The organism is Streptomyces sp. NPDC042364 (assembly GCF_056437585.1).
Map to the genome: position 1 here is coordinate 441,626 of NZ_JBWKAJ010000004.1, position 15,092 is coordinate 456,717.

A 15,092-nucleotide genomic window follows, 5' to 3' on the forward strand; every position below is an offset into this window, starting at 1 on the left:
CGATGTCCGGCAGATCCGGGCCGACTCTCCCGGACCTGACCCGGCGGTCGCCGGGCAGGCACGGCCGGGATCTGCCGATCACCCCCGCGGGGGGAGGTGTCAGCCGGGCAGGTCGTTCAGCCACCAGCGCTGGTTCAGACCCGAGTTGGGCCACCAGACGCCTACGCCCGCGCCGTCGCTCGTCGACTGTCCGTTGACGTCGGCCAGTTGGCCGGTGGCCGCGTTGACCAGGGTCCAGGAGCCGTCGCCGGTGGTCGACAGGATCCACTGCGCGGCCTCGTCCCGCGTGCCCTCGTCGGCCTCGGCCGTCAGGGAGCCGCCCCGGATCGCCAGGCGCTTGCCCTCGGCCGAGTTGGTGATCGCGTACCGCGTACGGTTGCCCGTCGCGCCGCGACCGACCCGGTCCACGGTCCACTGCTGGGCCTTCGTGCCGGGGTCGACGTTCTTGATGACCAGGCTCTTGCCGTCCGCGGCGACGGCGAGGTTCTTGCCGCTCTGCACGCCGGTCAGGGTGTACGTCTCGTCGTCCCGGAGCTCGGCCCGGTCCTTCGCCGCGCCGGAGACGCCGTTGACCAGGAAGGAGGTCACCGACTGCGCCGGGACGGCGATCGTGGCCTTCTTGCCCTTGACCCGGACCGCCTTCCTCTTCGCCAGCTTGCCGGCGGCGTCCGTCACCACGGGGGTGACCGTCGCGCCGGAGGCGACCTTGCCGAACCTCGACAGGTCCAGCGTCACGGCACGGGACTCGGTGGTGCTGTTGACGTGGACGACCGTCGCCTTCTCGCCCTTCTTCGCCACCGCCGCCGTGCTGGAGGTGTCGTTGGTCTTGATCAGACGGTCGCCCGGCTTGATGTAGTGCGTGAAGTTGCGGGCCGTGTCGAACTTGGTGTTCGTGTAGATCGGGCACGTCTTCAGGGTGTCGCCGGCCTTGCAGGCGAAGGAGAGCTGGATGGAGCCCCAGTTGCCGCCCTTCGCGGACTCGCCGCCGGGCTTCATGTTGTCGTAGTCCTCGACCGGCTGCCAGAAGACCCAGGCCTTCGGCTCCAGTTCGCGCAGGTCGTCGACGATGCGCTGGGCGAGGCCCAGACCGGGACGCATGTCGGTGAAGCTCTGCCCGTCGCCCCAGTCGCCCTCGACCTCGCTCATCCACAGCGGCTTGCCGGCGGCCTTGGCGAGGTCGCGGACCGTGGTGCGCTGGCCGGTGCCGTAGGTGTGGACGTTCATCTGGCCGACGAGGTCGCGGACCTCCTGCGGGTAGGAGTTCCAGTTCGTGGCGAACTTACCGGGGTTGGTCTCGTCCATCGCGGAGATCTCCGCCTTGGTACGGGACTTGTCCAGGACCGGGCCGAGGGCGCGGAGCACCTTCTGCTGGAGCTCGGGGCCCATGTGGGCGCCCTCCTGGCGGCCGCCGGTGGGCTGCCCGTCCTCACCGAGCTTGGTGCCCCAGTAGTCGGTGTTCGGCTCGTTGAACGGGTCGAGGGTGTCGACCTTGATGCCGTGCGCCTTCTCCAGCCGCTCGGTGGCGCCGACCAGGTACTTGGCGAAGTCCTCGACCGACTCCTCCTTGAGCTGGTCCTTCGAGGAGTCGAAACCGCCGGAGACATAGCCGCTGACCGTCATGAACCACGGCGGGGAGTTGCTGAACGTCTCCCAGTGCGTGATGTCCTTCTTGATGCGGTCCACCCACCAGCGCTGGGTGGCGTCGGCCTTCTTGTTCCAGTCGTTCGGGTCGTCGGCGTTCCACCAGTCGACGTCCTCGCGGGTGGTGCCCGCGGGGGCCTTCCACCAGCCCTCGACCGCCCCGCCGGCCCGCAGGTAGTCCTTGACGTCGGGGGCGTTGCCGCCGCCGATGTTGTAGCGGGCGATGTTGAGGTTGAGGCCGCTCTCGCCGAAGAGGAGCTTCGCGAGCTTCTCGCGGATCTGCGGGGGGTAGTCGCCGGTGGCGTTGGCGAACCACACCAGGCTGGTGCCCCAGCCCTCGAAGCTGTCCCCCTTGTACGAGGGGTCCGGCCGGACGGTGACCGACGCGGCGGCCGGCTCGGCGTGCGCCATCGGTAGGGAGGTCGTGGCCATGACAGTCCCGGTCGCCAGGGCCGTCACGCCGATGGCCCCGAGGAGCCGTCTCGTGCGGGTGCGGTGTGCCATCTCGAGTACTCCAACTCTTCCACGTGCCGCGCGTCCCGGCGCGACACGAGAGATCGGGGCCCGCTGGTGCGGTTCGGTTCGGTGCGGTGCGGTTCGCGGTGTTCTCGTATGGTTGGTGCCAGGTGATGTTTACGTAAACATTCCTCGGCGCGATGTCTACACTGTCCGAATCTCGGCGGTCAAGGGAGTCGTTCCGGACGGGCGTACATCGCCGAGGGGCGCGCTGACGGGAACCTGGGGGACAAGGTGGACACAGCTGACCGGGAGAGCGCGGCGGCGCCGGGCCGTGGCGGCGGGACGGGCACGGGGCGGACGGGCCAGTCGGCACCCCGCGGCCGGGGGCGTGGCGCGCGACCGCGGCAGGGCCCCTCCATGGGCGACGTCGCCCGGCTGGCGGGCGTCTCCGCGCAGACGGTGTCCCGGGTGTCCAACGGGTTCGCCGGGGTCACCGAGGAGACCCGGCGGCAGGTGCTGGACGCGATGCGGGAGCTGGACTACCGGCCCAACAGCGCCGCCCGGGCCCTGCGGCGCGGTGAGTTCCGCACCCTCGGCGTGATCACTTTCTCCCTCTCCACGCTCGGCAACATCCGCACCCTGGACGCGATCGCCACGTCCGCCGCGCGGGAGGGGTACGCCGTCACGCTGCTCCCGGTCGCCGTGCCCACGCAGGACGAGGTGAACGGGGCCTTCTCACGGCTCGGCGAACTCGCCGTGGACGCGGTGATCGTCATCATGGAGACCCATCTGCTCGACGCGGCGACCGTGTCGCTGCCGCCCGGCATCCCGGTGGTGGTGGCCGACTCCGACGCCGGCGACCGCTACACCGTCGTCGACACCGACCAGGCGGGCGGGGCCCGGGACGCCGTGCGTCATCTGCTGGACCTCGGGCACGGGACCGTGTGGCATCTGGCGGGGCCGGAGGACTCGTTCGCGGCGCAGCGCCGGGCGAACGCGTGGCGGGCCACCCTCGCCGAGGCGGGGCTCGTGGCGCCGCCCCCGGTGCGCGGCGACTGGTCGGCGGAGTCCGGCTACCGGGCGGGGCTGCAGCTCGCCGAACGGCCGGACTGCACCGCCGTGTTCGCCGCGAACGACCAGATGGCGCTGGGGCTGCTGCGGGCCCTGCACGAGCGCGGCCGGAAGGTCCCGGACGAGGTCAGCGTCGTCGGCTTCGACGACATCCCCGAGTCGGCGTCGTTCCTGCCGCCCCTGACCACCATCCACCAGGACTTCGCCGAGGTGGGGCGCCTGTGCGTCGAGGGTGTCCTCACCAGGATGCGGCGGCCCGCCCCCGAGCCCGGCACCACTCTCGTCCCGACCCGCCTCGTACCCCGCAGCAGCACGGCTCCGCCACCGGCCCGCTGAGACCGGCGGCCCCTGTCCCCGTTTCCCCTTCGTTCAACGATTCCGTCAATTAGGCTCCGGAAGTCAACGGCCGCTGATAATCACAGCTGATCTTCCATCCCCTGAATGCCGGATGCCTTGGCCCCGGTGCCACTCGTTGGCTATGCGTGACTTTCCAGGATTCGTATGGCGGGATCGACACGCAGCACATCTGGATCCCCGACCCGAGGACTCCGTCCGACGACTGGGAGCGCGCCGAGGAGACGACCCAGGTGTCCATGCCGGTGTCGATGCCCATGTCGATGCCCATGTCGATGCAGGTGAAGCCCCCGGGCCGCCCCGCCAACAGGCGACGGCCGCGACGAGGGACTCACGTCCTTTCCGGCAACATGAGAAGCATCATGGTCGCTTTTCTGTTCTTCACCATCTCGGTGTGCGGGGTGGCGATGCTCTCCTGGTCCATTTCGTATTCATACAATCAGTTGCACGGCATCGCCCTGCTGGTGGTATCGGAAAGACTCGCGCAGTGGTGGCCGCTGACGGTGTACGGCCCGTGGCTGGTCGCGGGACTGTCCATCCTGCGGGCCTCGGTGCAGCACCGGACCGCCCGGCGCTCCTGGGCGGTGCTGCTGCTGTCGTCGGGCACGGCGGTGGCGCTGTGCATCGGACAGTCCCCGGGGTCGGTGCTCGCGATGGTCATCGTGGGGATTCCGCCGATCACCGCGCTGGTCTGCTTCCGTGAACTGGTAGGCCAGTTCTCCTCCCGGTTCGGGCCACGGCACGCCGCCGACGCCGTCGCCGGGCCCAAGCAGCCCTGACGAGAACCCCAGGTCGTCGACCTGGGGTTTCGTCTGTTCCGGTATCCCTCGCCGGGTCAGGCGCCCACGTAGGCCGCGAGGTGTTCCCCGGTGAGGGTGGAGCGGGCGGCGACCAGGTCGGCGGGGGTGCCCTCGAAGACGACGCGACCGCCGTCGTGTCCCGCGCCGGGGCCGAGGTCGATGATCCAGTCGGCGTGGGCCATGACCGCCTGGTGGTGCTCGATGACGATCACGGACTTCCCGGAGTCGACGAGCCGGTCCAGCAGGCCGAGCAGCTGCTCGACGTCGGCGAGGTGCAGACCGGTGGTCGGCTCGTCGAGGACGTAGACGCCGCCCTTGTCGCCCATGTGGACGGCCAGCTTCAGGCGCTGCCGCTCGCCCCCGGAGAGCGTGGTGAGCGGCTGGCCGAGGGTGAGGTACCCGAGGCCGACGTCCGCCATGCGGCGCAGGATCCGGTGGGCGGCGGGGGTGTGGGCCTCGCCGCCGCCGAAGAACTCCTCGGCCTCGGTCACCGGCATCGCGAGCACCTCGCTGATGTCACGGCCGCCGAAGCGGTACTCCAGCACCGACGCGTCGAACCGCTTGCCCTCGCAGTCCTCGCAGGTGGTGGCGACGCTCTGCATGATCGCGAGGTCGGTGTAGATGACGCCCGCGCCGTTGCAGGTGGGGCAGGCGCCCTCGGAGTTGGCGCTGAACAGGGCCGGCTTGACGCCGTTGGCCTTGGCGAACGCCTTGCGGATCGGGTCGAGCAGCCCGGTGTACGTCGCCGGGTTGCTGCGGCGGGAGCCGCGGATGGGGGTCTGGTCGACGGAGACCACGCCCTCGGGGGCCGGGATGGAGCCGTGGATGAGCGAGCTCTTGCCGGACCCGGCGACCCCGGTGACGACGCAGAGCACGCCGAGCGGGACGTCGACGTCGACGTCCTGGAGGTTGTTCGCCGTCGCGCCGCGGATCTCCAGGTGGCCGGCCGCCTCGCGGACGGTGTCCTTCAGCTTCGCCCGGTCGTCGAGGTGCCGGCCGGTGACGGTGTCGCTGCCCCGCAGCCCTTCGACGGTGCCCTCGAAGCAGACGGTGCCGCCCGCCGTGCCGGCGCCGGGGCCGAGGTCGACGACGTGGTCGGCGATGGCGATGGTCTCCGGCTTGTGCTCCACGACGAGCACCGTGTTGCCCTTGTCGCGCAGCCGCAGCAGCAGGTTGTTCATGCGCTGGATGTCATGGGGGTGCAGGCCGACGGTGGGCTCGTCGAAGACGTAGGTGACGTCGGTGAGCGCGGAGCCGAGGTGGCGAATCATCTTGGTGCGCTGCGCCTCGCCGCCGGAGAGCGTGCCCGAGGCCCGGTCGAGGGAGAGGTAGCCGAGGCCGATCTCCACGAACGAGTCGAGGGTGTGCCGGAGCTTGGCGAGCAGCGGCGCCACCGACGGCTCGTCCAGGGCGCGGACCCACTCGGCCAGGTCGCGGATCTCCATGGCGCACGCGTCGGCGATGTTGAGCTTCCCGATCCGCGAGGACCGGGCCAGTTCGCTGAGGCGCGTGCCGTCGCACTCGGGACACCGGGCGAAGGTGACCGCCCGGTCCACGAAGGCCCGGATGTGCGGCTGCATCGACTCCCGGTCCTTGGACAGGAACGACTTCTGCAGTTTCGGGATCAGCCCCTCGTAGGTGAGGTTGATGCCGTTGATCTTCACCTTGGTCGGCTCGCGGTACAGGAAGTCGTGCCGCTCCTTCTTCGTGTACTCCCGGATCGGCTTGTCCTTGTCGAAGAAGCCGGACTCGGCGATCACCCGGACGACCCAGCCGTCCCCCGTGTAGGTGGGGATGGTGAACGGGTCCTCGGAGAGCGACTTGGAGTCGTCGAACAGCTGGGTGAGGTCGATGTCGGAGACCGTGCCCCGGCCCTCGCAGTGCGTGCACATGCCGCCGGTTCGGCTGAAGGTGACCTTCTCCGTCTTGGTCTTCTCGGCGCCGCGGTCGATCGTCATCCCGCCGCTCGCCGAGACGGAGGCGACGTTGAAGGAGTACGCGGCGGGCGGGCCGATGTGCGGGTCGCCGAGCCTGCTGAAGAGGATGCGGAGCATCGCGCTGGCGTCGGTGGCGGTGCCGACGGTGGAACGGGGGTCGGAGCCCATCCGCTGCTGGTCCACCGTGATCGCCGTCGTCAGGCCGTCGAGCACGTCGACCTCGGGACGGGCCAGGCTGGGCATGAAGCCCTGGAGGAACGCGCTGTACGTCTCGTTGATCAGCCGCTGCGACTCGGCGGCGATCGTGTCGAAGACCAGGGAGCTCTTGCCCGAGCCGGAGACACCGGTGAACACCGTCAGCCGGCGCTTCGGGATCTCGATGCTGACGTCCTTGAGGTTGTTCTCCCGCGCCCCGTGCACACGGATCAGATCGTGGCTGTCCGCGGCGTGCGGCTCGGGCGACTGCGGGTCCGTCCTCTTGACCGTGCTCATCGTGTCTCCATCTGTTGCGCGATGTGGCGCGCGATCCGGTGGTTGCGGGAGGGGGTGGGGGCGGCCGGCCGGTGGGGCGGCCGACGGTTGCGGCGGCCGGCCGATGAGCCGGCCGTGGAGGGCAGCCGACTCGATCCAACCAGGCCACCGCCGGTGCGTCCGGTGGTTTCGGGGACGGCTCAGCGGAGCTCGTTGATCCGGATCAGGTTGCCCGAGGGGTCCCGGAAGGCGCAGTCACGGATGCCGTACGGCTGCTCCGTCGGCTTCTGGACGACCTCGGCGCCGCTCGCCTGCACCCGGGCGAAGGTGTCGTCGAGGTCGGGGGTGGCCAGGGTGAGACGGGCGTAGCTGCCCTTCGCCATCAGCCCGGCGATGGTGCGGCGCTCGTCGTCGGTGAGCGAGGGGTCGGCGGCCGGCGGCTCCAGGACGATCGACGTATCCGGCCGGCCGGCCGGTCCGACGGTGATCCACCGCATGTTCTCGGAGCCGACGTCGTTGCGCACCTCGAAGCCGAGGGTGTCCCGGTAGAACGCCAGCGACGCCTCCGGGTCGGTGTGCGGGAGGAAGGTCCAGTGAATGGTGATGTCCATGGCCGTAACGCTAGGCGCGGCCCCGGCGGGACCGCTTCTCGAATCCTGACCGGTTCGCCGGGTGCCCGACGGGGTCGGGCGGCGCCTCGATGTCCGGGTGCCGTTGTCAGTGGGGCGGCTTAGTCTCCGGACAACCGACCGTTCGCTCCGTTCATGGAGGTAGTCCCATGGCCTCGCGACTCAATCCGTATCTCGGCTTCGGCGGCGACGCCCGGCAGGCGCTGGAGTTCTACCGGGACGTGTTCGGCGGTGACCTGGTACTGAACACCTACGGCGCGTTCGGCCAGGCGGAGGGCGCGCACGCCGACCTGATCATGCACGGCATGCTGGAGACACCGAGCGGCTTCACCCTGATGGGCGCGGACTCGCCGCCCGGCACGGAGCACACGCCCGCCTCCGCCTTCTCCGTGAGCGTGAGCGGCGACGACGAGGCCGAGCTGCGCCGCTACTGGGAGAAGCTCTCGGACGGCGGTCAGGTGGCCGTTCCGCTGGAGAAGCAGATGTGGGGCGATGTCTTCGGGATGTGCACGGACCGCTTCGGCATCCCCTGGATGATCAACATCGGCGAGCCGCGGGGCTGAGGACACGGGCCCCGGGCTCGCCGTACGCCGCCGCCGGCGGTGTCAGCCGAACATGCCCGGCCGGTAGTCGCCCGCGGGCTGCTGGACGATCACGTTGACCCGGTTGTACGCGTTGATCAGGGCGATCAGGACCACCAGCGCGGCGAGCTGGTCCTCGTCGTAGTGCTTGGCGGCGTTCTCCCAGACCTCGCCGGGGACGCCGCCGGCCGCGTCGGCGATCCGGGTGCCCTGCTCCGCCAGCTCCAGGGCGGCGCGCTCGGCCTCGGTGAACACGGTGGCCTCACGCCAGGTCGCCACGAGGTGGAGCCGCTGTGCGCTCTCCCCCGCGTGCGCGGCGTCCTTGGTGTGCATGTCGGTGCAGAAGCCGCAGCCGTTGATCTGACTGGCCCGGATCTTCACCAGCTCCTGCGTCGCGTGCGGCAGCGTCGAGTCGGTCAGGACCCTGCCCGCCGAGTTGATGTGCTTGAAGACCTTGCCGGCCAGGGGATTGGCGAGGAGGTTCAGGCGAGCTTCCATCGTGGGCTCCTTGGTCGTCGTCGTGGTTACACCTCATCGACGGGGCGGGCGGGCGAAACGTGACGCGGTACGAGGTGACGCCCGTCACAGCAAAGGGAGTTGGGGGCGCGTGAATGGCAAGTCCCGTGCGGCGCACACCGGTTACCGTGGGAAGCCGTCTCCGTCAGCGGGCGGAGAGCGGCAGGCCGGGGGGAACATGCGCGGGGACGCACGGGGGACCGTACGGCGGGGTGTGCGGGGGTGGTGGGAGCACCGCTGAATCCCCTCTGCCGACCCCGGCACCCGCGGGTTAGGGTCGTGATCCACGGACACAAGGGGATGCCGACGATGAGCGCGACCGTGACGGCGGTCAGCAGCAACGCCGAGTACTCGTTCACCAAGCCGAACCGGGACGGCATCACCCTGCTCGCCGGGCTCGGGGTGGAGGGGGACGTCCACGCGGGGGTCACCGTGAAGCACCGCTCGCGGGTCGCGCGCGACCCCACCCGGCCGAACCTCCGCCAGGTACACCTCATCCACGAGGAACTGTTCGACGAGGTCGCCGCGGAAGGCTTCGAGGTGGCACCGGGCGACCTCGGCGAGAACATCACCACCCGCGGGATCGACCTGCTCGGTCTGCCGGTCGGCACACTGCTGCGGGTCGGCGACGCGGCGGTGCTGGAGGTGACCGGTCTGCGCAATCCGTGCCACCAGATCGACGCCTTCCGCAAGGGCCTGCTGAAGCAGGTCGTCGGCCGCGACGCGTCGGGCGGACTCGTGCTCAAGGCCGGGATCATGAGCATCGTGCGGGAGGGCGGTGCGGTACGGCCGGGCGATCCGATCGAGGTGCGGCTCCCGAGCGGCCCGCACCGGCCGCTGGAACGGGTCTGACGGCGCTCCCCCGCGCGCCGGTCGCGCGGTGGGCTGCCGGCCGCCGAAATCGGGCTGCGGATGACGGCCGGTCAGCTCTAGGCTCCGCCCCGGGGACCGGCCGGTCCGGTCACAGCACCGGGGCCGTGACGACGACCGGCCGGCGGATCGGAGATCACGGGGATGACCTGTCAGCTTTTCGCGCTCTGCTTCGACGCGAGCCGACCGCGTGACCTCGCGGTCTTCTGGTCCGGTGTCCTCGGCTGGGAGCTCACCGACGACCCGCACGACGGCATCGCGCTCCTGCCCGCCGACGACACCGGCTTCCGCCTCGGGTTCTTCCCGACCGGGGAGCCCAAGACCGTCCCGAACCGGATCCACTTCGACCTGACGAGCACGTCCCCGGAGGACCAGCAGGAGACGGTCGCCCGGGCCCTGGGGCTCGGCGGGCGGCACATCGACATCGGCCAGCGCCCCGAGGAGGGGCATGTGGTGCTCGCCGACCCCGACGGCAACGAGTTCTGCGTCATCCCGCCCGGCAACGAGTTCCTCGCCGACTGCGGCTTCCTCGGCGCGCTGGCCTGCGACGGTTCACAGGAGGTCGGGTACTTCTGGAGCGCGGCGCTGGAGTGGCCGCTGGTCTGGGACCAGGACGAGGAGACCGCGATCCGCTCGCCGCTCGGCGGGCCCAAGATCACCTGGGGTGGCCCGCCGGTCGCGCCCAAGAACGGCAGGAACCGCCTCCACTTCGACCTCGCCCCGCCCGCCGGCGGCGATCAGCGGGCGGAGGTCGACCGTCTCCTCTCCCTCGGCGCGAAGCTCCTCGGTCCGGACCCGCGCGAGGACGGCCGTGTGGCGATGCTCGACCCGGACGACAACGAGTTCTGCGTCCTGGCGCCTCGGCAGGACGGCGTGGACGCCCGGCGGTCGTGACGTGCCGAACCACGGCCGCCCGACCGAGGCGAGCCGCTCGGCGTCCGGCACGTCACATTTCTCGGCCCCGCTTCGTCGGATCACCGGAACACCACCGACACTCCGTCACGAGACGGAAGAGGGGACCGAGTCATGGCCGTCCACACGACACCGGTGTACCGCGGACTCACGTTTCTGCGGGTCGCGGTCGCCCTGCAGACCCTGACCCTGTTCTTCCAGGCGGCCACCGCCGGTGCGCTGCTCTCCTCGGAACACGGCGAGCTGCTGCACGACGTCGGGGCCCGCGTGATGTACGGGGCCTCCATGCTGTACGTCCTGGCCGCGGTCCTCGCGTGGCGCCCGGGCGGCGCCTCCCCGCGCCCCGTCCTGTACGCCTCGGGCTTCCTGCTCCTCGCGTCCCTCCAGGTGGTCCTGGGCATCGCCCACCTACCGTCGCTCCACGTCCCCCTCGGCATCCTGATGTTCACCGGGAGCGTGCTGGTGCTGCTGGGCACGCGGCCCGGCGGCGCACCGGACCGCCCCGGCACCGCAGCCTGATCGTTTAATCTCGAACATGGATGCCGGTGTCACGGGTTCCACGGTGAGGAGGCGGTGATGCTCGGGAAGGGCACGCGTCTGCTCGCGGGCGGCCTGGTCGTGGCCTGCGTCGTGCTCGCCGGACCCAGTGCGCCGGGCGGGGGGCTCCTCGGCGGGTCCGTGCCCGCGAAGGCCGTCCGGGACGTCGTGCCCCACCGGGTCATGACGTGGAACATCTGCAACCCGTGCGACACCGGCGACGTCGACCGGGCGGCGGAGATCGCCCGGTACGCGCCGCAGGTCATCGGCGTGCAGGAGGCGTGCGTACGGGACGTCGAGCTGATCCGGGACTATCTGGAGCACCTGCACGGGCTGGTCTACCACGTCGAGTACGGGCCGGTGCTGCGGAACTGGAACCGCTGCGGCGGGGTCCCGTGGGAGCCGGGCGGCTTCGGGCAGGCGATCCTCTCGGCGGCGCCCATGACCGACCCCGTCAGGAAGCTCTACCCCGAGGGCGGCTCCGAGCAGCGCGGGTATCTGGCGGTCACCACCAGGGTGGACGGGCGTCCGGTCCGGGTCTTCAACACCCATCTCGCCCAGCGGAGCCAGGAGGCGGTCCGGGAAAGCCAGACCGGGGTGCTGGCCAAGGCCGTCGCCCGGTACGAACGCGCCATCGTCATCGGTGACTTCAACGCCGTGCCGGACGCCCCCGAACTCGCCGCCCTGTGGGAGCTGGCCAAGGACGCGGACCCGGGGTGCCGTCCCCCGGCCGGCGCCGACTGCGAGGTGACCACCGACTGGCGGCTCAAGTTCGACTACGTGTTCCTGCGCGGTGTCGCCCCGCTGGAGCAGGGGGTGCACCGGACCCCGGCCTCGGACCACGACCTGGTGCACGCCGACGTGGATGTCGCGGGTGGGACCGCCGGGGAGACCGGGCCGGAGGGATGACCCGCGCCCGCCGGCGGACCGCCGGCCGCGTCAGGCGTGCAGCCCCGGCCTCGGGTGGAGCGTGCCCGTCGCCCCGGATTCCGGTCGCGGTAACTACCGCAGGGTAGTCGGGAGTTCTCGTGGAATGTCGGCCACAGCGGGCACCGCGCTGGCCAATTCTCCCTCTGTTCAGCTAGACATTGCCCCGACTCGCCTTGACCAGTGGGTACTTGAGGGCAACACCAGCACAGGGGGAAGGACACATGACGACATCCCATGACGCACCGAGACGTCCCGGTCGTCTCAGAATGGCGGGGGCCGCGCTGACGGCGCTCCTCGTCGCCGGTACGGGGACGGCGACCCAGGCGGTGGCATCGCCCAAGGCACCGGACACCCTGCCGACCCCGCCCGTGCCGTCCCTGGCGTGGACGGACTGCCAGGGCGGCTACGAGTGCGCGAACGCGGACGTGCCGCTCGACTACCGCGAGCCGGGCGGCAAGAAGATCACCCTCGCGGTGGTGCGCAAGAGGGCCGCGGACCCGGCCAAGCGCAAGGGCACGCTCTTCATGCAGCCGGGCGGGCCCGGCAACTCCGGCGTGGACTTCGTCCGCAACAACCACGCGGGGCTGCCGGCCGCGCTGCGCGAGTCGTTCGACGTGTTCGGCTACGACGTGCGCGGTGTCGGCCGCAGCTCGGCGCTCACCTGCTTCGACGACACGCGCTACTCGAAGGCCGTCACCGACGCCAAGGGTGTGCCCGGACCGGACGCGTTCGGGCCGGCGCTGCGGGAGGCCGCCGAGTTCAACCAGGCATGCCTCGACAACGCGGGCGGGCTGCTGCCGTACATCGGCACCGAGTACGTGGCCCGCGACATCGACCTGCTGCGGCAGGCACTCGGCGAGGAGCAACTCACCTACTACGGGCGGTCGTTCGGCTCTTACATCGGGACCGTGTACGCCGCGCTGTTCCCGCAGCGGGTACGGGCGCTGACCCTCGACGGGGCGTACGACCCGGTGCACTACGCCAACCGCCCGTACGCCTATGACCGGCCGCAGTACCTGGCGCTGGACGGCGCGATGAGCCGGTTCCTCGACTGGTGCGCCGCCGACCAGGCCGTCTGCGGGTTCGGCGACGGCGACCCGCGCGGGGCGTTCGAGAAGCTGAAGGCCGACCTGGACGCCAACCCGGTCACGACCGCGAACGGCGGCAAGGCGAACGGCTACACGCTGGTCTACCGGCTGATGTTCAACATCAACGAGGGCAAGGTCATCTGGCCCTCGCTCGGCGCCGCCCTCAGGAAGGCGCAGCTGCGGGACAACACCTCGTTCCTGCTGCGTCCGCCGTCCCCGGCGAGCTTCGACTTCCTCGGCCCGAACGTGGCCGTGGAGTGCGTCGACCGTGACTACCCGCGCAGCCAGTGGCTGCTGAAGCACAAGGTGGAGTCCTTCGCCGAGGCGGCACCGCTGCTCGGCCCCGCCATGGCGTTCGGCCCGCCGACCTACGACCACCAGCACGCGACCGCGTGTGCGCAGTGGCCGGCCGAGCGGGTCAGCCGTTACGACGGCTCCTACCGCGCGAAGGGCTCGGCGCCCATCCTGGTCATGGGCACCACCGGTGACCCGGACACCCCGTACCAGGACGCGGTGGCGCTGTCCCGGCGGCTCGACAACGCCTCGCTGCTGACGTTCGAGGCGGAGGGGCACACGGCGTTCGGCCGCAGCGCCTGTGCGACGGACGCGGTCGTCAAGTACCTGGTGGACCTGACGGTTCCCGCGAACGGCACGACCTGCGCGGACGAGACGCAGCCGCCGTCGTCGACGCCGAAGGTGGCCCCGCCCGGCACGACCCTGGGTGAGCTCCGCAACGGTGTGAACGAGCGCGTGGAGCGCATCGGCTCCGTGGACTGACCGGTCCCGGGCCGGACGACCGCACCGGACGGCCGCACCGGGTCGGCGAACCGAACCCGCGACAGCACGGGTGATCCCCGAGGCGTCGGCCCCCGAGGCCGGCGCCTCGGGCGTTCGGGCGTTCGGGCGTTCGGGGAGAGCGGTGACCGGGGGCGGTCGGGCCGGTGCCCTACCGCCCCCGGCCCTCGTCCGGTTCCAGGTCCAGGTCCAGGTCCAGGTCCGCGAAGCTCAGCGCGTCCGGGTCGCCGTCGAATTCGCCGGGGACCGGGCACGGCAGGTCCAGGGGATCCGCCTGCTGCCTGCGGGGGTCGGGGCCGGTCACGGGCTGCTCGGTCCAGATGCACTTGCCGTCGGCGGTGTAGCGGGTGCCCCAGCGCTGGGAGAGGGCGGTGATCAGCTGGAGGCCGCGGCGCGCGGGCGGCGCGCGAGGCGCGGGCGGCGCGCGAGGCGCCGGTCCGGGGCACGTTCGCCCATCCGGAGCACATTCGCCTCATCCGGAGCACAACCATCCGGCATACCGGAACGTCTTACCCCATAAGAGCGTCATGCGACCCAGGGGGGACATCATGCGACGTATCGGAGCGGCAGTGGCCGTACTCGTACTCGCCGGCACGGCGACGGTGGCGGCGGCGGGCGGCGCGGGTGCAGCGCCCGCGGGCGCTGCACGGACGGCGGCGGCCTGCCCGACCGGCTGGGGCAGCGGCCTCAAGGGCATCCCGGACAGCGGCATCGTCCCCCTGGCCGACATCAGGACCGGCCGGCACGACTGCTTCGACCGTATGGTCTTCGACGTCCCCGGCGGCGGCGACCACATCGGCTACTACGTCCAGTACGTCGACCGGCTGCACCAGGCCGGCTCGGGCGACGTCATCCCGGTCGGCGGCGGTGCCGTCCTGGAGGTCAGGGTCGCCGCGCCCAGCTACGACCCGGAGACCGGCGCGGTCGCCTACCCGGGGAAGGTCGCCAAACCGCTGCCCGGCGTCGACATCACCGGTTACCGCACCTTCCGCGACACCCGTTTCGCCGGCAGCTTCGAGGGCGAGACCCAGATCGGCCTCGGCGTCCGCGCCCGGCTCCCGTTCCGGGTGATCCAGCTGCACGACCGCCTGGTCGTCGACGTCGCCCACAGCTGGACGAGCACGCGCTGACGCCGGCCGGGGGCCTGGCGTTCCGTTCGGCAGGCCGGAGGCCTGGCATGCGGTTGCGGCAGGCCGGAGGCCTGGCATGCGGTTGCGGCAGGCCGGGAGGCACGACGCGGTGCACCCGCCCGCGGGGGGCGCGACGCGGTGCACCCGCCCGCGGGGGGCGCGACGCGGTGCACCCGCCCGCGGGGGGCGCGACGTGGTGCACCCCTCACGCCGGCTCGCGTACGGCCGCCACGGCGTACACGCCCCGCAGACCCGCCCTGCCCGTGACTCGCCGCGCGCACCCCGGTCCGCCGGATACGCGGCGCGCGTCGGCCGCCGAGGTCAGGTGCACGAACATCGCCATGCCCCGGATGTCAGAGCCCGCCGGGCAG

Annotated in this window: 14 protein-coding genes; 9 read left to right on the top strand and 5 right to left on the bottom strand. The window is 71.3% G+C overall.

Going from position 1 to position 15,092, the window contains the following annotated elements:
* Positions 1 to 99: 99 nt before the first annotated feature.
* On the bottom strand, positions 100 to 2,145 hold the full coding sequence (locus tag AC067N_RS11485) for an RICIN domain-containing protein (protein ID WP_478678654.1): 2,046 nt from the start codon (positions 2,143 to 2,145) through the stop codon (positions 100 to 102).
* A gap of 372 nt (positions 2,146 to 2,517) precedes the next feature.
* On the opposite strand from AC067N_RS11485, the gene AC067N_RS11490 reads away from it, so the two are divergent.
* Both AC067N_RS11490 and AC067N_RS11495 read left to right on the top strand, forming a co-directional pair.
* Entirely contained in the window at positions 2,518 to 3,507 is a 990-nt protein-coding gene (locus AC067N_RS11490) for a LacI family DNA-binding transcriptional regulator (RefSeq protein WP_478678655.1), read from the top strand.
* A 257-nt stretch (positions 3,508 to 3,764) separates the two neighbouring features.
* Complete coding sequence (locus AC067N_RS11495) at positions 3,765 to 4,304, top strand: DUF2637 domain-containing protein (RefSeq protein ID WP_478678721.1); 540 nt, start codon at positions 3,765 to 3,767, stop codon at positions 4,302 to 4,304.
* Between the two features lie 56 nt (positions 4,305 to 4,360).
* Here AC067N_RS11495 and AC067N_RS11500 read toward each other — a convergent pair whose 3' ends face one another.
* Together AC067N_RS11500 and AC067N_RS11505 are read right to left on the bottom strand one after the other, a co-directional pair.
* Positions 4,361 to 6,754: an ATP-binding cassette domain-containing protein gene (locus AC067N_RS11500; RefSeq protein WP_478678656.1), complete on the bottom strand. Its 2,394-nt coding sequence runs from the start codon at positions 6,752 to 6,754 to the stop codon at positions 4,361 to 4,363.
* Between the two features lie 179 nt (positions 6,755 to 6,933).
* Positions 6,934 to 7,344, bottom strand: coding sequence for a VOC family protein (locus AC067N_RS11505; protein WP_478678657.1), 411 nt, complete (start codon positions 7,342 to 7,344; stop codon positions 6,934 to 6,936).
* A 167-nt stretch (positions 7,345 to 7,511) separates the two neighbouring features.
* Between AC067N_RS11505 and AC067N_RS11510 the strand changes: the two genes are divergently transcribed.
* Positions 7,512 to 7,925, top strand: a complete 414-nt coding sequence (locus AC067N_RS11510; RefSeq protein WP_478678658.1) for a VOC family protein — start codon at positions 7,512 to 7,514, stop codon at positions 7,923 to 7,925.
* Positions 7,926 to 7,967: 42 nt separating this feature from the next.
* Here AC067N_RS11510 and AC067N_RS11515 read toward each other — a convergent pair whose 3' ends face one another.
* Positions 7,968 to 8,441: a carboxymuconolactone decarboxylase family protein gene (locus AC067N_RS11515; RefSeq protein ID WP_478678659.1), complete on the bottom strand. Its 474-nt coding sequence runs from the start codon at positions 8,439 to 8,441 to the stop codon at positions 7,968 to 7,970.
* Between the two features lie 327 nt (positions 8,442 to 8,768).
* Here AC067N_RS11515 and AC067N_RS11520 point away from each other — a divergent pair, with 327 nt between their 5' ends.
* The 5 genes from AC067N_RS11520 to AC067N_RS11540 all read left to right on the top strand — a co-directional run bounded on the left by AC067N_RS11520 (position 8,769) and on the right by AC067N_RS11540 (position 13,573).
* Entirely contained in the window at positions 8,769 to 9,311 is a 543-nt protein-coding gene (locus AC067N_RS11520; protein ID WP_478678660.1) for an MOSC domain-containing protein, read from the top strand.
* A gap of 162 nt (positions 9,312 to 9,473) precedes the next feature.
* Positions 9,474 to 10,223 (top strand): VOC family protein, encoded by a 750-nt coding sequence (locus AC067N_RS11525; RefSeq protein ID WP_478678661.1) that lies wholly within the window; start codon positions 9,474 to 9,476, stop codon positions 10,221 to 10,223.
* Positions 10,224 to 10,355: 132 nt separating this feature from the next.
* Complete coding sequence (locus AC067N_RS11530; protein ID WP_478678662.1) at positions 10,356 to 10,760, top strand: hypothetical protein; 405 nt, start codon at positions 10,356 to 10,358, stop codon at positions 10,758 to 10,760.
* 57 nt (positions 10,761 to 10,817) lie between these two features.
* Positions 10,818 to 11,687 carry an endonuclease/exonuclease/phosphatase family protein gene (locus AC067N_RS11535; RefSeq protein ID WP_478678663.1) on the top strand — a complete coding sequence of 290 codons (870 nt, stop codon included), beginning with the start codon at positions 10,818 to 10,820 and terminating at the stop codon, positions 11,685 to 11,687.
* A gap of 242 nt (positions 11,688 to 11,929) precedes the next feature.
* Entirely contained in the window at positions 11,930 to 13,573 is a 1,644-nt protein-coding gene (locus AC067N_RS11540; RefSeq protein ID WP_478678664.1) for an alpha/beta hydrolase, read from the top strand.
* A gap of 169 nt (positions 13,574 to 13,742) precedes the next feature.
* On the opposite strand, the gene AC067N_RS11545 is transcribed toward AC067N_RS11540, so the two are convergent.
* Entirely contained in the window at positions 13,743 to 13,895 is a 153-nt protein-coding gene (locus tag AC067N_RS11545) for a hypothetical protein (protein WP_478678665.1), read from the bottom strand.
* A 244-nt stretch (positions 13,896 to 14,139) separates the two neighbouring features.
* Between AC067N_RS11545 and AC067N_RS11550 the strand changes: the two genes are divergently transcribed.
* Positions 14,140 to 14,721 (top strand): AMIN-like domain-containing (lipo)protein, encoded by a 582-nt coding sequence (locus AC067N_RS11550; protein ID WP_478678666.1) that lies wholly within the window; start codon positions 14,140 to 14,142, stop codon positions 14,719 to 14,721.
* The last annotated feature ends 371 nt before the right edge of the window (positions 14,722 to 15,092 follow it).